The sequence below is a fragment of the Paenibacillus sp. B2(2019) genome, assembly GCF_008370385.1.
Taxonomy (GTDB): domain Bacteria; phylum Bacillota; class Bacilli; order Paenibacillales; family Paenibacillaceae; genus Paenibacillus_AQ.
Genome location: NZ_VTZR01000003.1, coordinates 1 through 25,391, shown reverse-complemented (window position 1 = coordinate 25,391; position 25,391 = coordinate 1). Strand labels below are relative to the sequence as shown.

The 25,391-nt window shown below is 45.1% G+C and carries 22 protein-coding genes; 5 read left to right on the top strand and 17 right to left on the bottom strand.

Going from position 1 to position 25,391, the window contains the following annotated elements:
- Positions 1-47 precede the first annotated feature (47 nt).
- Both PAENI_RS05665 and PAENI_RS05660 read right to left on the bottom strand, forming a co-directional pair.
- A complete protein-coding gene (locus tag PAENI_RS05665; RefSeq protein ID WP_149644614.1) occupies positions 48-851 on the bottom strand; it encodes a hypothetical protein in 804 nt (267 codons plus the stop codon).
- 32 nt (positions 852-883) lie between these two features.
- On the bottom strand, positions 884-3,970 hold the full coding sequence (locus PAENI_RS05660; protein WP_076285936.1) for a DEAD/DEAH box helicase: 3,087 nt from the start codon (positions 3,968-3,970) through the stop codon (positions 884-886).
- Between the two features lie 499 nt (positions 3,971-4,469).
- On the opposite strand from PAENI_RS05660, the gene PAENI_RS05655 reads away from it, so the two are divergent.
- A complete protein-coding gene (locus PAENI_RS05655) occupies positions 4,470-5,246 on the top strand; it encodes a tryptophan-rich sensory protein (RefSeq protein ID WP_149644613.1) in 777 nt (258 codons plus the stop codon).
- An 86-nt stretch (positions 5,247-5,332) separates the two neighbouring features.
- Here PAENI_RS05655 and PAENI_RS05650 read toward each other — a convergent pair whose 3' ends face one another.
- The 5 genes from PAENI_RS05650 to PAENI_RS05630 form a co-directional block, all read right to left on the bottom strand.
- Positions 5,333-5,713, bottom strand: coding sequence for a RidA family protein (locus PAENI_RS05650; RefSeq protein WP_076285938.1), 381 nt, complete (start codon positions 5,711-5,713; stop codon positions 5,333-5,335).
- A 93-nt stretch (positions 5,714-5,806) separates the two neighbouring features.
- Positions 5,807-6,472 (bottom strand): oxidoreductase, encoded by a 666-nt coding sequence (locus PAENI_RS05645; protein ID WP_149644612.1) that lies wholly within the window; start codon positions 6,470-6,472, stop codon positions 5,807-5,809.
- Between the two features lie 20 nt (positions 6,473-6,492).
- Positions 6,493-7,767, bottom strand: a complete 1,275-nt coding sequence (locus tag PAENI_RS05640; RefSeq protein ID WP_081382976.1) for an MFS transporter — start codon at positions 7,765-7,767, stop codon at positions 6,493-6,495.
- A 95-nt stretch (positions 7,768-7,862) separates the two neighbouring features.
- The gene (locus PAENI_RS05635) at positions 7,863-9,275 is read right to left on the bottom strand and encodes an ATP-binding protein (protein ID WP_149644611.1); all 1,413 of its coding nucleotides are present in this window, start codon (positions 9,273-9,275) and stop codon (positions 7,863-7,865) included.
- A gap of 169 nt (positions 9,276-9,444) precedes the next feature.
- Positions 9,445-9,648: a CsbD family protein gene (locus PAENI_RS05630; protein WP_042184513.1), complete on the bottom strand. Its 204-nt coding sequence runs from the start codon at positions 9,646-9,648 to the stop codon at positions 9,445-9,447.
- A 447-nt stretch (positions 9,649-10,095) separates the two neighbouring features.
- Here PAENI_RS05630 and PAENI_RS05625 point away from each other — a divergent pair, with 447 nt between their 5' ends.
- The 4 genes from PAENI_RS05625 to PAENI_RS05610 all read left to right on the top strand — a co-directional run bounded on the left by PAENI_RS05625 (position 10,096) and on the right by PAENI_RS05610 (position 14,607).
- Positions 10,096-10,986 carry an FMN-binding protein gene (locus PAENI_RS05625; RefSeq protein ID WP_149644610.1) on the top strand — a complete coding sequence of 297 codons (891 nt, stop codon included), beginning with the start codon at positions 10,096-10,098 and terminating at the stop codon, positions 10,984-10,986.
- Positions 10,987-11,034: 48 nt separating this feature from the next.
- The gene (locus PAENI_RS05620) at positions 11,035-12,915 is read left to right on the top strand and encodes an FAD-dependent oxidoreductase (RefSeq protein ID WP_042184509.1); all 1,881 of its coding nucleotides are present in this window, start codon (positions 11,035-11,037) and stop codon (positions 12,913-12,915) included.
- Between the two features lie 244 nt (positions 12,916-13,159).
- The gene (locus tag PAENI_RS05615) at positions 13,160-13,609 is read left to right on the top strand and encodes a hypothetical protein (protein ID WP_042184507.1); all 450 of its coding nucleotides are present in this window, start codon (positions 13,160-13,162) and stop codon (positions 13,607-13,609) included.
- Positions 13,610-13,626: 17 nt separating this feature from the next.
- Positions 13,627-14,607 carry a polyprenyl synthetase family protein gene (locus PAENI_RS05610; protein WP_149644609.1) on the top strand — a complete coding sequence of 327 codons (981 nt, stop codon included), beginning with the start codon at positions 13,627-13,629 and terminating at the stop codon, positions 14,605-14,607.
- Between the two features lie 601 nt (positions 14,608-15,208).
- Here the strand turns inward: PAENI_RS05610 and PAENI_RS05605 are convergent.
- From PAENI_RS05605 to PAENI_RS05560, 10 genes are all read right to left on the bottom strand, one after another.
- Positions 15,209-16,093 carry a UbiA-like polyprenyltransferase gene (locus tag PAENI_RS05605; RefSeq protein ID WP_076300130.1) on the bottom strand — a complete coding sequence of 295 codons (885 nt, stop codon included), beginning with the start codon at positions 16,091-16,093 and terminating at the stop codon, positions 15,209-15,211.
- 39 nt (positions 16,094-16,132) lie between these two features.
- On the bottom strand, positions 16,133-17,419 hold the full coding sequence (locus PAENI_RS05600) for an aspartate aminotransferase family protein (RefSeq protein ID WP_149644608.1): 1,287 nt from the start codon (positions 17,417-17,419) through the stop codon (positions 16,133-16,135).
- 97 nt (positions 17,420-17,516) lie between these two features.
- Positions 17,517-19,442, bottom strand: a complete 1,926-nt coding sequence (locus tag PAENI_RS05595) for a peptidase U32 family protein (protein ID WP_042184499.1) — start codon at positions 19,440-19,442, stop codon at positions 17,517-17,519.
- A 43-nt stretch (positions 19,443-19,485) separates the two neighbouring features.
- Positions 19,486-20,277 (bottom strand): energy-coupling factor transporter transmembrane component T family protein, encoded by a 792-nt coding sequence (locus tag PAENI_RS05590; RefSeq protein WP_042184497.1) that lies wholly within the window; start codon positions 20,275-20,277, stop codon positions 19,486-19,488.
- Positions 20,270-21,175, bottom strand: a complete 906-nt coding sequence (locus PAENI_RS05585) for an ATP-binding cassette domain-containing protein (protein WP_149644607.1) — start codon at positions 21,173-21,175, stop codon at positions 20,270-20,272. Before PAENI_RS05585 ends, PAENI_RS05590 begins: the two co-directional genes overlap by 8 nt.
- Positions 21,166-22,020, bottom strand: coding sequence for an ATP-binding cassette domain-containing protein (locus PAENI_RS05580; RefSeq protein ID WP_052404135.1), 855 nt, complete (start codon positions 22,018-22,020; stop codon positions 21,166-21,168). Before PAENI_RS05580 ends, PAENI_RS05585 begins: the two co-directional genes overlap by 10 nt.
- Positions 22,021-22,049: 29 nt before the next feature.
- The gene (locus PAENI_RS05575; RefSeq protein WP_042123757.1) at positions 22,050-22,607 is read right to left on the bottom strand and encodes a Gx transporter family protein; all 558 of its coding nucleotides are present in this window, start codon (positions 22,605-22,607) and stop codon (positions 22,050-22,052) included.
- Positions 22,591-22,980, bottom strand: coding sequence for a NusG domain II-containing protein (locus PAENI_RS05570; RefSeq protein ID WP_042184493.1), 390 nt, complete (start codon positions 22,978-22,980; stop codon positions 22,591-22,593). The genes PAENI_RS05575 and PAENI_RS05570 overlap by 17 nt, the downstream gene beginning before the upstream one ends.
- A 730-nt stretch (positions 22,981-23,710) precedes the next feature.
- On the bottom strand, positions 23,711-24,646 hold the full coding sequence (locus PAENI_RS05565) for an alpha/beta hydrolase (RefSeq protein ID WP_149644606.1): 936 nt from the start codon (positions 24,644-24,646) through the stop codon (positions 23,711-23,713).
- A gap of 172 nt (positions 24,647-24,818) precedes the next feature.
- On the bottom strand, positions 24,819-25,391 hold a 573-nt coding region (locus PAENI_RS05560), incomplete at its 5' end, for an LPXTG cell wall anchor domain-containing protein (protein WP_149644605.1).

Below are 25,391 nucleotides of genomic sequence, written 5' to 3'. Positions count from 1 at the left end.
AAGAGTAGCATTCACTACTTTTGAGACAGCCTCTTTCGTATTTTCACTTACCGCTTAATCGGACCCTTAGTCGCTCGACGTGCAGACGCTTCTGCAACCCGCTGCATAATCAAAGTTAATCCCTCAATGGCTTTAGGTGTCTGCGGTAGCAATGTTCCCCAGTCTTCTGTAACTTCAGCTACTACTACCGGCGAAGGAAACGGTCTAGCCGCAATCTCATGGAACTGTGGCCCAGGCTGATGTAGCGAACCTTCAGCAGCCGCTTCTGCCAGCCATTCGCCAGAGGAAATGGCCGGACCCTTGCGTTCAAGCCGAGCCAATTCCGTAGAAAGTTCACTAACAGAGGCCTCTTCTTCCTCTGTTTCAGCTTCGTCGCTAGAAATATTCCCTTCAGCCCAAAGGGCAAAAATTCCGTCCAAGAGCTCTCCTTTAGTAAATCCTCTCAGCGAAAGTGCCAGCAGTGGCTCTTCAGCAAGACGTTCTTTAATAAGCTTCAAAGTCTCCGCCTTATACTCCACACCTTCACCCTCAAAAAGGGCTTGCTCCAGCTCACTATCGGTAGGTAGAAGCTCAAGCTCTGCCAGTTCACCCGTCAAACGCCCTTGCAGCAAGGCAAATACTTCCCCGGGACTTAGTGCCAGACTTCGTAATATTTCTTTTCTTCGGGAAGCATGCCATACCGGAACCTTCAGAGAGAGAGGTCGATCCGCTTGTTGTTCCTGAGCAGGCGCGCTGGCGTTCAATTCACCCTTCGACCGAGACCCTCCCGTCACTTTCCCAGGTAGCACCGTCCATGCTGCTTTTACTAATCCAGGCACAACTTCCAGCTGCATCTCTAACCGTTCACTCATTGTTCGATCCCTCCGTAACACTCATATCTGTCTTACATCCAGTCCTGATCCTGCAGTTCAATAAGTTCCTTCAGCTCATGATTGGACATCTCAGTCAACCATGTTTCGCCAGAGCCAACAACCTGCTCGGAAAGATTTTTCTTACGCTCAATCAATTCATCAATACGTTCTTCCAACGTTCCTTGGCAAATCAACTTATGCACTTGAACATTTTTATCCTGACCAATTCGGAACGCCCGGTCTGTCGCCTGATTCTCAACTGCCGGATTCCACCAACGGTCGTAATGGATGACATGATTAGCTCTTGTAAGGTTCAACCCTACGCCACCCGCTTTTAAAGAAAGTACGAAGAAGGATGGGCCTTTTCCCTCTTGAAAATCATGAACCATCTCGTCGCGCTCTCGTTTAGGAATTCCGCCGTGCAAGAACAGCGGCGCTGTTCCATAACGCTTAGTCAGCTTGCTAACCAAGAGCTCACCCATCGCTACATATTGAGTAAAGATCAACACAGATTCTCCGACCTCCGCAATGCTATCCAGAATCTCGAACATGACTTCCATTTTACCGGAATGCTCACTTCGTGGACCCCTGCCTTCTTCTTTGCGGAATAGCTGAGGATGATTACAAATCTGCTTCAATTTCGTTAGAGAAGACAGCACGAGTCCTCTGCGAGCCATCCCGCTACTCTCTCCGATCACGCCAAGCATTTCATCCACGACACCCTGATATAGGACTGCCTGTGTTTCCGTCAGCGGACAATAAGACTTCAGCTCCAGCTTCTCCGGTAAATCTTTAGAGATATCCGGATCGCTTTTCAAGCGGCGCAACAAGAACGGAGATACCAAGCGATGCAATTCCCTTAGTCGTTCTCCACCCTCTCCAGATACATAACGCTGCCGGAAGGAATGGTAGGTTCCTAGATAACCCGGGTTTAAAAAGTGAAAAATAGACCATAACTCACCTAGTCTGTTCTCTACAGGTGTCCCCGTCATAGCTATGCGATGCGGCGCTGATAGCTTCATCACACTTTGCGCCTGTTTCGTCCGATGATTCTTAATATACTGAGCTTCATCCAGCACCACAGTGGACCACTGAACATTCGCTAAATCCTCGCTGTCACGACCTGCTAAATGATAGGTCGTCAATACAATATCATGACTGGCAGCCAGTTCTAAAAAGCTATCTCCCCGCACTCGGCGTCCACCATGATGAATGTGAACTTTAAGAGAAGGCGCAAAGCGCTGCAATTCCCGCTGCCAGTTCCCCAAAAGTGAGGTTGGGCATAGAATCAAGACAGGCTCCTGCTTCTCTTCAGGTGGAGCACTTAAAGCGCGGTCCAGCAGGCAGGTAATGACCTGCACCGTCTTACCAAGACCCATGTCATCGGCCAGACACACCCCAAATCCCAGACCACTGAGAACGGAGAGCCATTGATAGCCGCGCTCCTGATAAGGTCTCAGGGTGCCGTGCAGACCTTCAGGTACGGCACGCACTGGAAGATTACGCAATATGTCGCCCCGCATCAGCGATGACAATAGTCCGGATGTTTCCATCCCCGTGACCGACATCCCTTTCCAGAGCCGCTCTTCACCATCCTCAGCCTCTAGACGCATCCAATCGGCTGCGGTCATTTCCCCATTTTCATGGCGTTTCATATATCTAAGAACCTGGCGAATTTCTTTAGGATCTACCTCAATCCATTCTCCGCGGAAACGTACAAAGGGTACGCCTGCCTCCACTAGTGCGTTTAGTTCTTCTTCACTGATTGTACTCTCCCCAAGTGAGGCTTCAATGCGAAATGAAATCAGCTCTTCCATCCCAAGAGCCACTGGAGCAGGACTATCAATCCCACTCACTACCGGCTGCATTTTCATTTTCATGCCAATCCGGCGGCGTCCCTCACGGCTCCAGCGCGATGGCATCTGCACGGTTATTCCACGCTCACGCAGCTGCTGCACCGTCTCCTTCAAAAAGAAATAAAGACGCTCTGGTTCCAAATCTGCTCCCGTAGGTGCAGGCATAGAAAGAGCGCGCTCTATGTCTGGAGAGATTCTTGCCGCTCGGCCCAGCGCTATAAGAAGCTGCTGCTGTATATTGCGATAGCGTTTCCCCCATAACGTAAACTCTCGTTCCTTACTGCTCCAAATCGATTTTGCCGGAATCCAGAATTCCCCTTCTTCCTTGTTCTCCGCCCAGAAGGTTAAGCGCCAGATTTCGTCATTATCTCCAGGGGGCTCAAGACGTAGCCCAAGACCCAGCTGTCCACTCCGCGCTTCTTCAGGTTCCGATTGCGGCACATCGCTACCAGCTGTCTCATTCACAGTAGCCAGAAGATCTGTCACCTCTGCTTGAGTTCCCTGCACGGGTATATCCCGGCTGCCTGTAAGAAGACTATTCCACCACAGCTCAGTTAAAGGGGAGTAACCCCGGCGATAATTGGCTTTGTAAGGGGTAAGTTCACTTTCAATACCCGCAATCACTTTCTTGATCTCTGCAGTCATTACCGCCTGCATAAAGGAGTAAAGCACATAGGCGCCAGCCTCTTCCCTCGAAGATAAATCCCCCGCTTCAGCAATATGCGTCCCTAAGGCCAATACCGGCATGGACGACGCCAGCTGCAGAAAGATCTCCTTATCCTCCTGCTTTCGAAAAGCTGGAGACCAGCAGACCGTTGCTGCCTGTTCACCACCACGACGGCGTGAACCTACCGGACGTGGGGGCAAGGCTCCTGGCGTAACGCCGCCTGTACCCATCAATTCCAGCGCAAAGCGAGCTGCTGCCGCCCAATAGCGCAATTCGCCTCCAGGCTCTACTCCCTGATCTCGGCATAACGTCTCATCCCATGCCAGAAGCAGTTCAAATGCATCGCTAGGGACTAAGGCGAGCCCTTCGAATGTTCTTCCGGGCAATCCACGGCGTGCTGGCTTCCCCTCTACAGGAGGAGCCGGATATTTCACTTCTGCGAGCCGCAGAGCAGCACTCGCAAAAGGGCGAACTCCTCCCTGCAGCTCCAGCCGCTTCACCACTCGGGTCCAAGCGTCAACCTTCGGCTCCGAAGTTTCGCCAGAGAAGCAAAATAACACATCCCCCAACCATATTGCATAAAGATGCTTAGTCATCGGTGATCTCCTGTCTTTTAAGCAAGCAAAAAAAGAACCAGTCCGCCACCATCAGGTGGTAACTGCAACCTTTTCCGCGAGAAATAAATTTTGAAGCTATACAAGTAGAAGTAGTTTCTCCATCCTTTTAGAGATGAGATACACTCCTGTAAGAAATATAAGGATAAAGAACTAGGATAAAACTTATCTGCTCTTGAATCTTCATCTCTTCATCTTATACGAAAAAGCGCTGATTTAAAAACGTTTCTGCATATTTTCTGTAGATTTTTATACAAATAAAGTTGAAGTACGTAGAAACACCCATGAATTTGATTCATTTCAGCATATTTTTAATAAATGTTCTATCCACTATCGTAAAGTACCCTTCACCACTACCATACTATCCATGAACATTATGACTCACTAGTCACTTCTTTTCTTGTTTATAGTCTTAATTGTGCCGAAAGCGGGTATATTCTAAGTAAGCATCACCCTATTAAAAAGCTAGGGAGTGAATTCTTTGAGACGTTATAATCCTTATAAATGGTGGAATCTTCTGTTCTTTTTAGGTGTGATTATCGTGAATGTGCTCTCGGTCACCTTACCATTAGGCGGGCACAGCACTGGAGAAATCTCTGATAAATATCAGACCTACATCACACCTGCCGGTTACGCGTTTTCCATCTGGTCATTGATTTATCTACTGTTAGCCGGCTTCGTTATTTATCAATTCCGCTCCTATACAGCCTCTAGAGATTCTGTGAGGGCGATTCAGTTCTGGTTTGTTCTGAGCTGTATTTTTAATATGAGTTGGCTCTTCCTTTGGCAATACTTATACATTGAGCTCTCTCTGGTTGCTATGGTGCTGATGTTAATCACACTGATTGTCATTTACCGAAAAACACGTTTGATCGCTAATCCTACCTCAGGCGAGAAATGGCTGATGAAGCTACCCTTTAGTATATACCTTGGCTGGATCTCTGTGGCTACTATCGTGAACATCAGCGTTGTTCTAGAAAAGAATCATTGGGGAGGTTGGGGTCTTAGCGGTAGCACTTGGGGCGTTATTATGCTCTGCGTGGGAACTCTACTTGCAATTGTGGTCAGCTATCCTTACCGAGATAGCATTTACCCACTCGTATTCGTGTGGGCCTTCATTGCGATTGCCTTGGAACACAAAGAGACCAGCGATGTCTATTTAACGGGACTGATTACAGCAGGCCTCCTGCTTCTTTACAGCATCTGGTTATTGTTCAAACCCCGCCGTAGTAAGTATCGGAGATACAGAAGTTACTAATTCTAATATAAAAAATGGCAGGCTAGGGTTATCCACCTTAGCCTGCCATTTTGATAAAAATAATAAAAGTGCAAAAGGATAACTCCTTATTTCTTACGAGCTACCGCTTCAATCTCAACAAGTCCGTCTTTAGGTAGACGCGCAACCTCAATAGCACTGCGGGCAGGATAAGGTTCTTTAAAGAAGGTGCTATAAACCTCATTAACGGCCGCGAAATCATTCATATCCTTTAAGAATACAGTTGTCTTTACTACATGGTCTAATGTTGCACCAGCTTCCTCAAGAATGGCTTGTACATTGTTAAGCGCTTGACGCGCTTGTTCTTGTACACCCTCAGCCAAATTACCCGTTTCCGGATTCAGACCAAGTTGTCCTGAAGTGTATACCCAGCTACCCGTGGTTATAGCTTGACTATAAGGACCGATTGCTCCGGGTGCTTTTGTTGTAGCTACTTGTTTTTTGCTCATCTTACTACCCCTCTCCATTATGCGCTGATCATTTATTGTCCATTGTAAGTCCTGTTCTCATCTTAATGCAAATTTATTAGAGACCCAGAAAGCTTAGCGTTTCCCAATCACATGTATCACTTCATTCGTATAAATATGTAATCCACGGGTATCCGCAGACGCAATGTTAACCATAGCTCTTGCGACTGTCGTACCAGGTATCGCACGATATTTAGCCGCCTTACCCACCATTACAAAATCCAGCGCTTTCATCAAACTGGCTCCGACTCTCTCCCCTAATCTGAATTCTTCACGTTGGCCTAGTAGCAAGGAGGGGCGAAATATATGCATACCTTGAAATCCAATAGCGGTTAAACCTTCTTCCGCTCTTCCCTTAGTCCGACTGTAGAAATTACGCGACTTCGCCTTTGCCCCTATTGAAGAGACGACCAAAAACTGTTTAACACCCTGTTCTCTCGCTATGGCTGCAGCATCAAGCGGATAGTGTAGATCGACTCGTTCAAACTTTTCTTGTGAACCCGCCTTTTTTATCGTAGTCCCTAAACAACAGAAGATGGAATGTACCCCTTCGAACGACTCTGTATAGTTTCTTAGGTTCTCCCAATCTACAACGATTTGTTTAAGTTTAGGATGTTCTATGGCTAACGGTGTCCGTACAAGCACCCTTACTTCTTTCCAGCCATCACGGTTTAACAATTCCTCCGTAACCGCTTTGCCTACCAATCCGGTGGCACCTAATACCATCGCTATTCTTAACAAGGAATAACCCCCTTTTACTTCTATTCGTCCTTTAGAATACGACGACCTAGCAGAAACGCAAGTGCAATCATCAGCGTCCCTACCACTAGCTGCATACCGTATACCTGAGTCCATTGCGGCCAGTGCGCAATTTTTTCATAGAGCTGACCGCCAATAAGCGGACCAAAAAAGGATGATAACCCGGTAAGCGCCGCATATGTGGCCATATACATCGGACGTTCTTTTTTCGGCGTGTCTCCAATAATAAAGTTAAAGGCCAGCTGGTTGAAACCGCCTACACCAACACCAAAAACGATATGGGCCGCAAATAAGACCACCAGCATCGGCATCACAGACAAGAGTCCCCACATCAATGAGGACAGCGCAATAATCGGCAAAGTAAAGAATAACAGTCGCTTATTGCTGTATTTCGCATTTAGATTGCCCCAAACGTAGAAGCTAGCCATCATAAACACGGTCTGGGACACATTAAGCAATGACAACGTTTCATAATTAATATGAAGTAACTGCAACATGACATAAGAGTATAGCGGAACCGTTAGGTTCTGCAACAACAGCCAAGCAGCCAGAAACAAGGTTGACTTCATAAATAATGTATCTTTAAGCGGTTTCTTAAACATGGGCAAAAATTTATGCTCTTCTGATTTCTCGAACGGTACATCCGGATAAAAAAAGAATACTACGACATTCGATATCGAGAAGATCCACACAACAATATATAGAATCAGAAAACCATGACCCCCGGGATAACGGTCCAGAATAATACCTCCGCCATACATAACCAAACTTCCAAGTGCATTCAGGACAGTGTTACGAATCCCAAAATAACGTCCACGTACCCGTGCGGGAACTAGATCACTAATCACAGAGCTCCACAGCACACCACCAGCAGTATTGGCAATAAAAGCAGTAGTATATAAAGCAATAAATGCAATGACCCAATATTCTTTAGGAAAAATAAACGGGATTAGTCCCGTAGAACCCCAAAGTATCCTATGCAGACCGATAAAAGTAACCATGGCCCATTTGCGACTTGGCAGCTTCTGAATCAGAAAGGCTACACCAATCTGTGCCACATTAACTAATGTAGTAAGCGCTAGCACAAATCCAATTTGACTAGAGGAAGCTCCTAAATATAGTAGGAATCCTGTTAGGAACTGCCCTTGCAGCAGTACCTGAAAAATAGTTGATGGCACACCTTCCAGCGTAGCTATACGCAAATTTCTTCGATGAACTGAAGGTTTACGAACACGTTTTGAAACCGTAACCTTATGCTTATTTTCCATGTTGTCCATAGAGGCGGTAACACTCCTTTGATGCGGCATTGGCTTCATTCTACTCCGCATCAATCTACTGTCAATACGCCAAATCACCAAATAATATTGGAGCTTTACTCACTATCCACTTCAAGGGGTAAATAAAGCGAAAACCGACTCCCCTTCTCTTCCTCACTCTCCATAGAAATGAATCCGCCGAGCAATCTGGCCAAGTCATTACTAATAGAAAGTCCTAGTCCTGTTCCACCATATTTCCGGCTAGTCGTTCTATCTGCCTGTTGAAAGGCTTCAAAGATCATGGCATGCTTCTCCGGCGTGATTCCTATGCCACTATCCTCCACATCAAATACAAGCCAGTGTTGCACGGCATCCGCTTCCCCACCTTCCTGCTCGTGGATATGCAGCGATACGTAACCTGTCTCTGTAAATTTAAAAGCATTTGAGAGCAAATTACGCAAAATTTGCTGCACGCGATGTGGATCGGAATGAATCATTGGAGGGACATTCTCATCCATGTAGATATTAAAATCCAGCCCTTTTTGTTTGGCCGTCACAGCGAATTGCATTGCCAGCAAATCTGGGATCTCGCTAACATTTAATTCTATATTTATAATATCTAATCGACCTGCCTCCACCTTGGATAAATCCAGAATATCGCTGATGATCATCAATAATTCATCACCCGAACGATGGATAATGGCTGCATACTCTCTTATTTCTGCTTCCGTAAGCAAATCATCATTTTCTTCAATTAATTGCGATAAATTAATGATGCTATTCAGTGGAGTTCTAAGCTCATGTGACATATTGGCTAGAAATTCCGATTTGAATTGAGATGCCATCATTAACTGATTAGCACGCTCTTCAAGATCAAGCTTGTTCTTATGTAATTCTTCAGTCTGAGCAGACAACTGTTCGTTAGCATGCTGGATCTGCTCATTCCTTAGAAGACCGAGTTGAAAATCACGGATAATTAATGAGAACAAAATACTTAAAATTAGCCCCGCAGGGAACGTAATTGGCATAATCTCTCTTATGTACTCTTCCACAGGGATAACGCCTAACGCCATAATGTTTATGGCATTCATAAGATTAACGATTAGAATAACGATCAGACCTTGATTCACAATACTGAGGGTTGAGCGTCTGACCCAGTAGCTAAGCGCCGCGCAAATAACTCCCAAAACAAAAAGATTTAGCATTCCTGCAACTGCTGCCTCTGTCACTCCAAAAGTTAACCTTGTAAGCCCCGTCCCTATACCGATCAATATAAGTGTGATGGGTCTAGGATATGCCAGCGTCGAGATGATTAAGGGTACAAACCGCAAATCAAAGATCACATGGTCGTCCAGATTATAACCAAAAAGAGTACTGATCCAACCAGCAAAGATCGCCAGGATCACCCAGCTCGCCTTCTTTATTCCTACACTTGCATTTGAAATGGTATGTTTATAGATCAGATTAGCCAAATAGGCCACGGCTATAAGAATCGCGGTATTCCCGAAAAATATTTTAAGATACCCCATAGTTTTGCTCCTGCCTGCACAAGATAAATTACAGATTTCATCTCACAATAATACCATAGCTTAACCTTCGCACACCTAATTGTTGCATAGGAAGAGCGCAAATCGTATACGATTTGCGCTCTTCCTATGCATTTTATATTTGGGCACTGAGAGTATAAGCTATTTTGAATTAATCGCGGTAGGAACGTCCCCAGCTTTGATACTCTTTTTCCGCGTCTTCTTTCGAATGGCCATAACGCTCTTGTAGTTTACCTACCAACTTATCCTTTTCACCATCAATCACATCAAGATCGTCATCCGTAAGCTTGCCCCATTGCTTTTTGGCCTCGCCTTTGAGCTGTTTCCATTTTCCTTTAAACACATTGTTGTCCATTATAAGCTCATCTCCTTAGCTGAATTAAGTAGGGTAGAATACTATCCTGTGTTATCGTTACATTACCCTGTCCTATTCGCCATGAATCTTACCTAATCTATAGAAAGTCACAATTTGTCAAATAATAGTTTAAAAAAAGGTATTCAAATCCTTTAAAATTTGATACAATCAATGTATAAATTAAACATTTAATTTTTTAAGTGATTTTTTTCACATGAGTTAATTGCTCTATGTGCTAGAATGCCCTCGGAGATGAAACAACATCATTAAATTTTTTTCTATTGTATGCCGATATATGTCATGATACTGTTGGAACTTGGCTCTTCACCCTGAGATTAAAGTGACAAATATCATTTATAAAGTGATTTTTATCACTTCGCATTACTATTAAAATGTTTTACATTTTAATATATATATTTTAAACTATATTTTTGGAGGTCATAACAAATGAAAAAAACAACAGTAATCTTGTCGACTGCCCTTATCCTAGGTAGTTTGCTTGCAGGTTGTGGTAACAACACAGACAACACACCGGCGGCTACTAATGCTCCAACTGAAACCAATGCAGCAGCTAATTCCGGCAACACAGGAACTGAAACAGCGAAGTACAAAGATGGAACTTACTACGCTACTGTTGAAGCCGATGCTAAAACTGGCTGGCAAACTTATGCACTCTTGACTGTAGAAGGTGGAAAAATCACTAAAGCTGATTGGAATGCTTTTAACGTTAATAGTGCAGGCGACCTGAAGAAAAAAGTATCCGAAGATGGTAAATATGGCATGAAAGCTGGCGGTGCTTCTTCTGAATGGCACGAGCAAGCAGCTAAAGCTGAAGCATTTCTGATTGAGAAACAAGATCCAGCAGCTATAACTTTAGACGCTGAGGGGAAAACTGACGCTATCTCGGGAGTATCTGTACATGTTACTGACTTTGTAAAAGCTGCTGAAGCTGCTCTGGCCGCTGGCCCTGTTGAAGCTGGTCAATACAAAGACGGAGGCTACCATGCTGAAGGCGAAATGGATAAAGACTCCGGTTGGAAATCCACTGTTGACTTGACTGTTGCTAACGGTAATATCGTCGCTGTTAAATTCAGCGGTGTAAATGCTGCTGGTGACGACAAGAAACAATTCTCCGTTGACGGTAAATACGGTATGAAAGCTGGCGGTGCTCAAGCTGAATGGCATGAAGAGATCGCTAAAGTTGAGCAATACTACCTTGAAAAAGGCGCTGCTCCAGAACTTACAGCTGAAGGTAAAACAGATGCAATTTCCGGCGTGAGTATTCATGTTGGTGAATATTTTACACTTGCTGAAAAAGCACTCGAAGGCGCGAAATAATTTCGCATAACCTTCTGCAGTTAATCAGACGAATGAGGTGAATTTCTTTTGAAAAAAATAGTCATTTTGGGCGGCGGCTACGGCGGCGTACTCACGGCTAAGAAACTGGCAAAGAAATTTAAGAAAAACAAAGATGTTGAAATCACACTGATCGACCGGAATCCATATCACACTCTATTGACTGAGCTGCATGAGGTTGCCGCGAACCGTGCTCCAGAGGATTCAATCAAGATCGATCTTAAGAAAATCTTTGCTGGCCTTAAAGTGAATGTTGTTCTTGACGAAATCAGCAATATTGATTTCAAGGGTAAGAAACTCAAATCCAATAAAACTACCTATGCGTACGATTACCTTGTAATCGGTACAGGTAGCAAACCAACCTTCTTCGGCATTCCAGGTGCAGAAGAGAATACCTTCTCCTTCTGGTCTTACGATGATGCGGTAGCATTGAAACGTCAAATCCGCGACATGTATACCAAAGCCGCTATGGAGAAAAATCCAACTGTACGCCGTGCAATGTTAACTTTTGTTATCATCGGTGCCGGCTTTACAGGTGTCGAGCTTGTTGGGGAAATGGCTGAGCAACGCGAGGAATTGTGCAAGGAGTTCTATATTGACCCATCCGAAGTAAGATTGATTGTGGCTGATATGGCTCCGAAGATTCTGCCTATCCTTCCAGATAAGCTGATTCAAAAAGCCGAAGCTCACCTTCGCAAGCTGAACGTGGAAATTGTTACAGGCGCCAAGATCACTGAAGTAGGCGAAGGTAGTGTTGCCCTTGGTGAGAAAAATGTTGTCGCTTCACAAACCATTGTTTGGACTGCAGGTGTTGAAGGTTCTGAAATCGTGGGTGGACTTGAAGTACAACAACAAGGACGCAAACGTATTGTTACGAATGAGAACCTTGAAAGTGTAGATCATAAGAACGTATATGTAGTAGGGGACAACATTTTCTTCATTCCTGAAGGTGAAACTCGTCCTGTACCACAAATGGTTGAGAATGCTGAACAAGCAGCTCCGATCGTTGCTGGTAACATTGCAGCTGACATTCAGAACACTGCTAAAAAAGCATACAAACCAGGTTTCCACGGTACCATGGTATCCATCGGTAGCCGCTACGGTGTAGCAAATGTTGGTTTGCCAGGCAAGTTCTTTATGCTTACTGGTTTTATGGCAATGTTATCCAAACACTTTATCAATATGTTCTACCTGTCTCAGGTTGTAGGCTTCAATAAGGTTTGGACTTACATGATGCATGAGTTCTTCCATGTTGAGAACCGTAAGAGCTTCTTGGGCGGACACTTCTCCAAGCGTTCACCTAACTTCTGGCTCGTTCCGCTTCGCATGCTGCTTGGTGGAATGTGGTTATATGAAGGTATAGATAAGCTACGGAAAATTTGGGTAGATCCTAACAAGATATTCCTAATTCCAGCCGCTCCTTTTGCAACGGATGCTTCATCAGCAGCCAGCGTAGCGGTGGATGCAGTTAAAACAACAGTAGATGCACAATCTGCAGCTTCAGCAGTATCCACTGCAAAAGAAGCGGTTGAAGCATTGCCAGTTCCTGGCTTCGTATATAATATTACAAACTGGTTCATGGATTTGATGTTCTACAACAACGACGGAAGTTATACTTTCCTCGCAAAATGGTTCCAAATCGGTATGGTATGTGCAGAAATCGTGTTCGGTATTATGCTCATCGTTGGTCTGTTCACAGCTATTGCTTCTATAGCGACGATAGCCATGTCCGTCATGATCTGGTCGACCAAAATGGCTTCTACAGAAATGTTATGGTATGTTGGTGCGGGTATCGCCTGCATCGGCGGATCGGGCAGCACATTTGGCCTAGATTACTATGTACTTCCTTGGCTTAAGAAACATTGGAAGAGAGTTCCGATCGTCAGACGATGGTATCTATACACCGACTGATTATAAAGCCCTGAATTCGTGTAATTTATTTTAGAACAAATATGTAGATTGCATGTCAGTAAGTTAAATATGGATGTACTTCAGAGTAATGTGTCCCTAGGACACATTACTCTCCTTATTTACATGAACAAAATAATCTTCCTAATATCAGGAAATGGTCAATTTATTCTTTAATGAATGGTTTTGTAGGGATGATCAGGGGTATGGTTTCTTCCGGCAAAACCGACAAGAAGGAGAGAATCTTGTGAACAAACAACTCATAGAAGATACCCTCCGGTTGTTGCATACTGAAATGTCACCTATTGCCGGAATTGAGCTTAATCCCTCTCCGGCTGCATGTGAGCAGCTAATCTCGGTACTAGAACGCCATGATCTGGAATACAACCGCAAAGTCAATTTGCTGGGTATTTACACTATTCTCACTTTGGCAGCTGAGCGCCATATGGAATGTATCCCACATCATCCCGACCTTACACGCAACATTTTGGATGGAGATTATTTGTACAGCTTTTACCTTCAGTTTGCGGTGAAATGCCGTGAGCTCGACCTAGTTGCTTATCTAGCTCCTTCGATCAAAAAAATGCAAATTAGACGGTCAAATGGAGACTTCGCGGAACATGATCCAGCGGCTGGAATCGAACAGTTCTTGATTCAAGAGTGCAGACAGCGCAGTCGCACAAGCAAAGCCATTTGACAGGTGGGATCTATAAGATGAAGCTGCATGAGGCCTTAAACATAGACATAGATGAAATTAATCGTGAAATCGTAAATCTTGTGGCACGAGATAAGGATGTTCCTAAGAAATCACAACTCGGGCAGAGTGTTCTTGAGCTTATAAATTCTGGAGGTAAACGCCTCCGTCCTCTTATGGTCATTGTTGGCAGTCGTTTTGGCCGAAAGGATACAGGTCGAAGAGCGCTTCAATTAGCTGCTGCCGCTGAATTTATTCATGTTGCCTCATTAATTCATGATGATATCATCGACGATTCTGAGTTACGGCGGGGCAAACCCGCCCTACATACTAAGACGGGCACACTATCAGCAGTGCATATTGGCAATTATATGTCCGCTCGGGTTATCGAACTGTTAAGCAAATATACCGGAGACAAAAACAAATATGTTCATGACTTATCTTCTGTAGCTACTGCTCAGCTCTGTCTAGGTGAGTATCAGCAAATGGAACATGCTTTTGATTATGAGATTACAATGGAGCAGTATCTGGAGAAGTCCTTAAACAAAACAGCTCTTCTTATGGCCACCTGCTTACGTGTGGGTGCATTATCCACCGAAAGCTCAGAGGAAGTGGCCAACCTTCTGTATACCTTTGGCGAAGCCTTAGGCATGTCTTTTCAAATACAAGATGACCTGCTGGATTTCACGCAGTCTGAGGCTGTGCTGGGTAAGCCCGCCGGCAGCGATCTGCGTCATGGTCAGGTTACCCTGCCAGTGCTTTATGCATTACAGGATCCAAAGCTTTCGCCTGTGATTCGTTCAATCGGCCCTGATTCTTCCGATGCTGAGGTGGCACATGTGCTTGCCCTTATTAAGAGAAGCGATGCCTTAGCTCGCGCAGAACAGTTCAGCCAGAACTATCTAGATAAGGCTGGAGCGATTGTGCAGCAGCTCTCCTCCTATCCGGCGCATGCCGATCTGGATACACTGCTGCAATATTTTGCCGACCGTGATCGCTAAGGACAATCAAAAACGGATATCACCCGTTTAATTGGGTTGGTATCCGTTTTTTGTGTGCTTGCTAAACAAGCCGAACGTAGCGCAGCGCCCGTGAGCGTGTTTAGCCTTTTAGCTTCCAGGCTCTACTATTCCGAACATATAGGGAAATCCTCCCTCTAAAAACCGATTTTGCATGGTTTATAGACTCATCAGGTAAATTAGAGGGAGACTTTCCCTATAACAAGATCTAAAGTCAATTAAGCTCGGAAATATAGGGAGGTTTTCCCTATAAGTCTGCCTTGGATAAGTTCAGCCCTCTTACATGGCTCTAGTCACCTTCACAGATGCCCACAAAAACAAAAAAAGGAAAGCCGCGTAGTCAGCTTTCCGATCCCTTTGCCTACCCTCTTTTGGGTAGGCTGTTGTCTTTTGTTGTTAGCTTAGAGGTTAGGACGGAACGGAGTGGAATTTTGGAACTGTAGAAACGAAGTGCTCGCCTTTATTCTCGGATTTCTACCGCAGACAGCCGGTTCAAATCAAAGAAATCCGAGAATAACAGCGATCGAAAGTCCAACATTCCACGCAGTGCAGCTTCCTAACCACACTCAACGATAAACGCTCCCTAGCTAACATAAAAAAAATCAATCAGCGTACACAATAAAATCACTATGCTGATCACCTGATTCAGATTATAAGAGGCCACCTTCATCAGCTTACGATTCGATGGTTTTATAATCTTATGCTCGGTCATCAGGAGCAGCGTCGCGATGCCAATCCCTACCAGATACATCCAGCCGAGATCACGCCATAAATATAGGAACAATAGCAGCATAATCATAATGAAATGTAGTCCTTTTGCAATGCGCAGCGCATTCTCTAGACCGAAAAAGCTAGGAATAGACCATAGACCATGCCGCCGGTCAAAGTCGATATCCTGAGTGCCGTAAATAATATCAAATCCGGCAATCCACAGCATAACAACAGTACCGATAACAAACGGTGTAAATGCGATATTTCCGGTTACAGCGAACCATGCGCCAATCGGTGCAGAAGCAATAACAAATCCTAAATATAAATGGCTGAGAAAGGTAAACCGCTTCGTGTAGGAATAGGTTGATATCAATACGATAGCCACTGGCGACAAGATCAAGCAGAGCAAATTAAGCATGCCTGAAGCCACAATGAAAATGGCATAGTTGACAATAACAAAGACAACAACTTCTTTTTCCGCCAGTAAGCGTTGAGGCAGATGTCGATGTGCCGTTCGAGGATTCTGTTCATCGAACGTACGGTCCGCCAGCCGATTAAATGCATTGGCGCCATTACGGGCGCCTATCAATGCAATCAATCCCCAGATCATCACATGTCCCGATGGCCAGCCCCCTGCGGCCCATACCATCGATATAATAGCAAATGGTAGCGAAAAAAGCGTATGAGAGAACATTACCAATTCGCTGAACATTTTAAGTTTTAGACCTGCAGTTTTACATATGTTTAGAATCGCCATTCGTGCATTCCTCTTTCTTCACTACTGTGTTTATGTCCATTAATGATTATGGTCTGCAAGAACTTCGTTCAGGACGTTAAGCATCCCGTCGATATCTTCTTCCGTAATAATCATCGGTGGCTGGAAGGCTAGTACATTGCGCCCTATGCCATTTTTGCCGATTAGATAACCTCGGTCCTTCATCGCCTCCAGCACTTGATCTGTAAGTGCCGCTGCACCCTCAGCATCTACACCCGTTAGCTCCGCACCCAGCATTAGTCCAGTTCCCCGCACATCAACCATCAACGAAGGATAACGAGCTTGCAAAGCCTTCAGACCTGCCTTCAATCGTTCTCCGAGCTGTACCGAACGTTCAGGAAGCCGTTCATCTCGAATATAATCAAGCACAGCCAGCGCTGTTGCAGCAGATACCGGATTCCCTCCAAATGTGGAAGCTGAAGGACGGTTTAGGGCAAGGGCAATCTCATCGGTTGTAGCGAAGGCTGCAACTGGAATTCCGTTACCGAGTGCTTTGGCCATACTTATAATATCGGGTACAACGTCAAAATGCTCCATAGCAAACATTTTACCAGTACGTCCAAATCCAGTTTGGATTTCATCAGCGATTAGGAGTACACCGTATCTCTCTAACAATGCTTTTACATCACGAAAGTAGGTTCGGGTTGGCATAATCATTCCGCCGTTGCCTTGGATTGGCTCTACGATCATGGCAGCGATAGTATTCCCCTTCACTTCAAGCACCTGCTCTAGCGATTCCAGGGATAACGATGCCGCTTCCTCCAGCGATAAATCCGGATGATAAGGGCGAGGAATAAACTCAACGTCATGATCCAAGTATTTATCGGTACGCCACATAGGCAGGCCTGTCACACTCATAGTTAGATTGGTACGGCCATGCAGGCCACTCTCCAGCGCTATAAACCCTTTACGTCCCGAATACATCCGAGCGAGCAGCAGAGCTCCCTCATTAGCCTCAGAACCACTGTTAACAAAGAAGGTCCGTCGTAGCCCACCCGGCATAACCTCTTCCAAACGCTCTGCCAAATCTACACTCGGTTGCGTCAGATAGATGGTTGTCGTATGCTGCAGCTGCTGCAGTTGTTCAATCGTGCGTACTGTTATAGCCGGATTACAGTGACCACATGCGACTACGGATACGCCAGCGAAGAAATCCGTATAGGACTTCCCTTTTTCATCATAAACAAACTGCATTGAACCACGAACAAGCTGAGGTGCATCACGGTAAAAATGCTGTGTACAAGGATAGAAATATTGCTTACGTTTGGCTGCTACTGCTTCTCTTCCGATGAAGTCTTGTTGTTCCATGAAGGGTTCTCTCCTTTTTGTGAAAATAGTAACTTATTCATAGAGTCCTGTGCACCGCCCTATCACTAGGCGATATTTAGTTCCCATTAAAATACAATTAGTTGAACTGTAGCGAGCCCAAAGTATAACCAGCATAGACTGGCTTAAGGCCGCCCAGCATGTCATCCCCGCTATCAGATCCGTTGATTGCCTGTTGATAAGAAACAATAATTTCACGTAGCTGTTCGACGCTATAGGTTGCTCCTTCAATACGGAAGCTTGATATCCCTAGTCCACTCATCTCACTCAACAAAGGTAAATAGCAAAGCTCTTTTGCGAATAAAAGATGGCAACGGCCGTGCTGATCACGATATACCGGATTCTCGCCTTGATCTGTCTTTAGTACCAATACATTATTGTGCACATATTGATTATCCTCTTCAGCAATAGGCTCCATTAACTCCGTATTCTCATAAAGATCATGTTCCATATACATTAGTGCGGGTGTACCATGAACAACAACTTCCAAAGGCGTTTTGCAACGAGAGGCAAAGGTAGCAAAATGCTCTAGCGTCATTTCTGGCGATACCGAAAGCTGAGTTAAACCTAAGTTAGCATATAATTGCGCTGAAAGATGATTGTATACATTTAAGTTACTGTCCCCAATTAGCGGATAGCCTGTATTGTTATAACGACGAATAGCTCCTAAATTTGTAACGATAATACCGTCAATCGGCAAGCGTTCTCCGCCAAGCAATTGATCATATTGGTCAAAATGCAGCTCGGTCATCATCCGTGGTAAACCCAAGTAGATTTTGCTATCGCCCTTTAGCTCACCCAGTTCCTTGATGTCACGCTTTGTAAAAGGTTTATCTGGTTCAAATACATCCCCTGGCAAGTACAGGCTATCTACACCAAGCTCTAAGACCATCCGTGCCTGTTCCATATTATTCACACGTACAGCTAACTTAGCTTTTGTCTTTTGCGGTTGCTCGACCTCAGCCAATCTTTCACGCAACTGCTCAACTCGTTTCTCAGACAGCTCACGCTCTGCAGTTGGTGTACTGAATACTTTTCCAGTGCTATAGAATTTACCAGTTCCTTCATAACGGCGGTTAATGTTAGTCAGTCCTGGTTTGCCGAAGGCATACGCCGTCGAAAAGTCACGTTTACGGTTGTTATGAAGCTCTTTCGTATCTACCGTACGATCAAAGCCAATCGGATCATCGATATACCGGTCAATGGCTTCGCCGTAGCTATTCGCCAGCATCACCATAAACTCCTTATCCCGCATGCGGCCCTCTATTTTGAAGGAGGTAATCCCTGATTCAATCAATTCCGGAAGATGTTCATACATGAACATATCTTTTACAGCTAGGGGGTATTCGGCCGGATATACATACCCGTCTTTTTTAACCCGATAATCCCAGCGGCAAGGCTTCATACATTTCCCACGGTTACTGCTCATACCGAATACATGGGAGCTGAAATAACAATTCGCACCGTGAACGGAGCACATATCCCCGTGAATAAAATACTCCAGTTCCATCCCACTCCGCTGACCTAGCAGCTTAGCTGTCTGCAAATCCATTTCCCGCGAAGTAACCACACGACTTACACCCAGATCACGCAATGCGTAGATCATTTCCAGATTGTGAACATTCATCATGACCGAAGAGTGAATAGGAAGATTAAGCTCCATCTCGCGAATTAGCTCCAGCACTGCCATATCCTGAACAATCAAGGCATCGGGACGAGCACCATCAAGGAAACGCAAATATTCTTTAGCCTCTTCCACATCTTCTTCACTAAATAGGTTATTCACTGTGATATACACTTTTTTGTCTAGACGGTGAGCAATATCTAGTGCCTCTACGATCTCCTCATGAGACAGATTATATCCTTTACGCATCATTCTCATATTCAATACAGGTCCACCAAAATAAACTGCATCACATCGTGCCTGGATCACTTCCTTGAAAATCTCAAACGTTCCTGCGGGTGCTAATAATTCAATCTCTCTACCATTAAAATAACGTGCCATTCAAGTTCCCTCCCAAGTTGATACTCTCCATACAAGTTGTACTTTACACCAAAGCTACTGCAATCCCCATTACAATAAACATAGTAATAAAAATAGTATCGAATATGCCCCACCTTAGGCGGTGATACTGGCTACGCGGAGCATCCATACGAAAGCCACGAGCTTCCATGGAATATACCAAATCCTGCGCACGCCTAAACGCACTAGCGATAATCGGAACCAGCAGGGAGACTAACATTCGTCCCTTTTCCTTCAAAGGCAGTTCTTTCAGATCGGCACCTCGTGAGGCCTGCGCTTTCATGATAATCTGCGACTCATCTAGAATCGTAGGTATGAAACGAAGGGAAATGCTGATCATCAGTGTGATACGGTCGGGCTTCAAGCCAAACTTTTTGAATGGAGCCAAAATCCCCTCCAGCCCTTGATTCAGCTTACCCGGCGTTGTGGTGAATGTAAGTAACGCCGTGAAAGTGATCAGAAAGAACATGCGGATGACCGAAAATGCGCCTAATCTTAGCCCTCCCTCATAAATGGACCACGAACCAAGCGTCAGCACCGCCTCACCCGTCTTCACAGACAGCAGCTGTACGATAAAGATAAATAGCATTAAATACCGTAAAGGCTTAGCTGCTTTCAGGAAGTATTTAAGCGGAATCCGAGTGGAAGCCATAACCGCTATTGAGAAAATAGCCAGCAGCGCCATAGCCATCCACGAACGGGAGAGCAGGATAACAGCTACGTATAATAGCATTCCGGTGATTTTGGCACGAGCATCTAGCTTATGTACCCATGAACCGGTCTCAATACTGCGCCCTATGATTAGCTTCTCATTCATGGCCATCCCTCTTTCCTTCGTGCTGCTCGCTAGAGTTGCCTGATCCAGATGGCAGCGAAGCGATTAGCTCTGCTAAGCTCTCTGCCGTTAAGCGAGGAGCTTCATCCGTAAGACCAAAGCGATCAGCTACTGCACGCCAGTAACGAAGGGACTGCGGAACCGTCAAGCCACACTGTTCCAGAATCGAAGGGTCATCTGCCAGCGCTTTTACGCTGCCTTGAAATGCCGTACTGCCCTCTTTAAGGACAAGCCAGTTGTCCGCGTAAGGCAATAACTCATCCATCCGATGCGTGACGACGATGATCGTTCTCCCCTGCTCACGGCATAAACGCTCCAGCAAGTGGATTAGTTCTGCACGGCTGATGGGATCAAGCGTAGCCGTCGGTTCATCCAGAACGATGACTTCAGGGTCCATAGCTAGTACGGAGGCGATAGCTGCCTTACGCATTTGCCCACCGCTCAATTTAAAAGGATTCCGCTCTAGCAGCGCCAGATCCAGCCCCATATCCAACATGGCCTGTCTTGCGCGTGCCTTTGCCTCTTCGAGGCTCATGCCGAAGTTAAGAGGACCGAAGATAAGATCCTTTTCGACCGTATCTCCAAACATTTGCTGCTCTGGAAATTGAAATACCAATCCGACTCTACGGCGCAGCGGCATTAGCTTAGGTGATTTCTCCCCCGCCTGGATGGTTACATCGAGTACTTTTACTGTACCCTCCGTTGGTTTCAGTATCCCGTTAAACAACTGCAGCAGTGTCGATTTACCAGAGCCTGTCGCCCCAGCAATACCAACCATAGAGCCTGTTGGAACACTGAGGTTAATGTCGCGGAGCGCCGTCAGCTTCCATAGGCTTCTGTCAGCATAGGAATAACTTACTTGCTGTAATTCTATGGCCATAACGTGTCTATAAGCTCCTTTTCACTGGCGGGAACATCCACATGGATGCCCTGATTCTGCAGCTCGCGTGCAAGGCGCCAAGGATACGGCTCACACAGATGGCATTTTTGCAGAAGCTCCTCGTTCCGGAACAGCTCCGCCGGTGTAACATCAGCAGCTAAACCACCTCCATGCAGCGCAAGCACCCGATCCGATGCCAAAATCTCATCTGCATCATGCGTAATCATAAGGATCGTATACTTTCCTTCCGCTCGCATATCTTGCAAAATACCAAGAAGATCATTTCTGCTTCCTTCATCCAACATAGAAGAGGCCTCGTCAAAAATGACGATGCCTGGTTCCATAGCAAGAATGGAGGCGATAGCGACACGCTGCTTTTGGCCTCCAGACAGCTCACCTGGGTGTTTGGACAGCAGATGATTTATTCCCAGCCTCGTCGTATAAGAGTGTAATCGTTCAGCCATCTCTTCGTACGACAAACAAAGCCCTTCCAGGCCGAATAAGATATCTTCCTCTACAGTGGCTCCAATAAACTGATTATCTGGATTTTGGAACACCATACCAATGCATTGCCGAATGCTTCCGATCGTTTCCTCACTCAGTTGCATACCACTAACCACAATCTCGCCAGCACTCTTAGGCAGCAAAGCATTTAGTAGCTTAACTAGCGTAGACTTTCCGCAGCCATTAGGACCAACCAAGCTAACCCATTGTCCCTGAGAAATAGATAACGTTATATTTTGAAGAATCGGATGCTCAGGATCATAACCAAACGATACCCCATCCAGAGAGATGATAGCTTGTCCTTCTCCCTCTAATTCTTGACCTTCATATGATTCATTCATGTTAGTCATCCTTCCGCTGATGTGACTAATCAGTCCAAAAACTCTTCAAACAACGATATTTTTGACAATGAAGCCACCAAATAACGGACTGCATAGCCCACGGCAATTCCTGTTACTACTCCAGTGATTAGCAGCATGGGAAGATAATAAAAAATACTAAGGGATGAGAATACCATAGAAGCTGCCAGCAGCTGACCGATATTATGTGCAATCCCACCAGCTATACTAATGCCGATCAAGCTTATACTCTTGCCTTTGCCACTAATCAGCATTAACACGAACATTACAACAAAGCTAAACAGCGAACCGAATAAACTGAATAGTAAGCTTGAAAAAGTACCTAGCAAAAATGCAGTAAGCAACGTTTTGAGGATGACAAGCAGGAATGCGTCCCGTCCACGTAAAAAGTAAATACAAGTCAAAATCATAATGTTAGCTAATCCTAGTTTAGCACCCGGCACCAGTCCCATTCCTGACAACGGAATCTGCGCTTCTATTAGACTAAGCACTACTGCCACTGCGGCGAAAATCGCAATAATTACCGTTCTTTTTAAAGCTGTTGCAGATTCACTACTGGACATAGGCATCTATATCATCCTCCCCCGACGCACTTGTGATTTCCACTAATACTCTATGCGGTAGACAGACAATCGTCTGTTTGGGCAGGGTAATAAAACCAAAACCTAGGCATACTTGATCCGGGCAGTCGGCATCGTACATTTCAATCCCGTAATCATGCACCTTCAAGAGGTTATAGCCACGTTCGGTACGGACCTCAATGGTTTGTTCTTCTTTTGTAAGCTTTACCGTTTTAAATAACTCGCCGTCCACCGTTACATTGGCTACGAGATTTTTACCGGCCCCACCTTTATCATCATTGTCCGAAAACCATCTCGGTGCGAGAAAAGCGAGCGCAGCAATTAATACGATGGAAATCAACCACACATCTGCGCGTTTCATAAAAATCTCCCTTATTTTTTAATTAAAATCCAGACTTATTAATTATAACGGTCTACCCTCAATCCTTCAATCAATGTTGGGGTTTAATGTAAGTTTTAGAGACCAGTTCACAAAATAGGCACGCAAAATAACCCCCACAGCCCCATTTACTCTGGCTTTCTAGCTTTTCCGAATTAATCCACAAATAATCCAGCATACGATATATTCGAATCAAACACTCTCTCTTGCTCTGCTTGTTCCCCTTCTAAATCAAACAACCCTTATCTTGGAATTCATTATTATATTTGCCTTTTAAACAATACTGTGTTATATTTATATCGTATTTGTTTTTCGATATATTGAATATCCCCATCAAGAAGATGTCAGGCCGACTATTTTACACTTCGGCATTTTGGACACAGAGGCTTCATGTTTTCTTGCAGAAACTTTCCTTTTTATGAGACTAAATTCGAAATATAGCATTCCGATTCACACTGGCGCGGTCAATGGAGCCGCAAGGGCAAAAGAGAGGTAGGGCTTTTGTCGTATTGGAAGGATTATTCTCGCCACACGGCTGCTGGAAATAACAAGGAATTAAGACACCCGTTACTCACGAACGGCGGGGGATGAATATAACGAAAAAGCATGGCTGTACGAACCTTACATAAGGACACATGCCATGTGTGGAAAAATATAGGCGCCCGATAACCGCTACCTAGCGGATATCGGGCGCTGTCTACGTTCAGGGCATCTAATTTACATACTGATTCACAAAAGCTGTTACTACGTTTATATACCCCGTCTTATCCATATCATAAGCTAACCCATGCCCTGCTTGCGGCACTACGAACTTCTCTTTGGGACTCTGACATGCCTCATACAATTCATTCATCATACTATATGGTACAAAATTATCGGCATCCCCATGAATAAAAAGAATCGGCACCTTCGCCTTCCTCACCTGTTTCAAGGCAGACGCTTCACTAAACCCATACCCTGCTTTCAAACGAGTAATTAGACTCGCACTTTGAATAAAAGGGAAACTTGGCAAGCGATACATACGCCGTAGTTGGTAGGCTAATTGTGCTTTAACTGAGCTGTAAGCGCAGTCCGAGACAATAGCTTTGACCTGCGGTGGGAGATTTTCACCTGAGGTCATTAGCACTGTAGCACCACCCATAGAGACCCCATGAAGCACAACTTGAGCACTGGGCCCAGTCTTTTCTATTATATATTCACTCCACTGCAAATAATCCTTGCGCTCATGCCATCCAAAACCAATATAATTCCCAGCGCTTTCCCCATGTCCCCTGGCATCGGGAATCAGAATATTAAAGCCCAGTCTCTCGTAATAGATTTTGGCGTACGCCCCCATATCCTTCCCTTTTCCAGAATAACCATGAGCTAGAATCGCTGTACGACCTTCAGCACGATCCGAAAGGAGCAAGTACCCTCTTAATTGTAGCCCGTCCTCAGATGTAATCTCCACATTCTCAAAGCTCTGACTGGAGATCCAATCCTTCCCCTCACCCCAAGAAGCCCCGGCAACCGGGGGATCAACCTTCAAATCACGATTATTACTCAGGAATTCCTTCGGTGCTCGTTTAATAGCAATTCCATAAAAGAAAAAGCCCGCATAGATCAGAGCTCCTATGACGATGACAGCGCTAATGAAGAACCATACCAATTCATCTTCCCCGTCCTTTCTTCATATCCGTTGTAAATCAGTATAACATCTACTTAGAATGCGCCAAAATATAACAATCATAACAAAAGAAAACCGCCATCGGAATATGTCCCGAAAGCGGCTTTACTATTCTTCATGGCATAACTTGTGTTCAAGCTACAATCACCGTTTATTATTTCTTGCTCGAGAATCTATTTCTCATTAGCAATCCAATAAGTGCAAAACCTAGACCAGTTACATAATAAGGGACTGAACTTGATTCTCCCGTTTTTGGAAGTTCATCCACAGGTGGATTACCTAGCGGGATTGTATCATCCACTACAGCAATATCCTCTGGTGACGGCGTTGGTGTTACTGTCAATACTGGTCCTAATGGAATCTCCTCCTCATCAACAAGTACCTCTGTGTTGCTCGACGGTGTTGGTGTTGGTACTGGTGCTGGAGTTGACGAAGCTACAGGGCCCAGCGGCACAGGATCATCATTAACAACGATAGTACCAATTACAAATGATGGTGTTGGTGTCGGGAACACCGGAGGCTCCGGCGTTGGCGTCGGTGTTGGCGTTACTTCTGACGACGGTGTCGGTGTTGGTGTTATTTCCGACGACGATGTCGGTGTTGGCGTCACTTCCGACGACGGTGTCGGTGTTGGCGTCACGATCGGCGTTGGTGTTGGCGTCACGATCGGCGTTGGTGTTGGCGTCACGATCGGCGTTGGTGTTGGTGTCACGATCGGCGTTGGTGT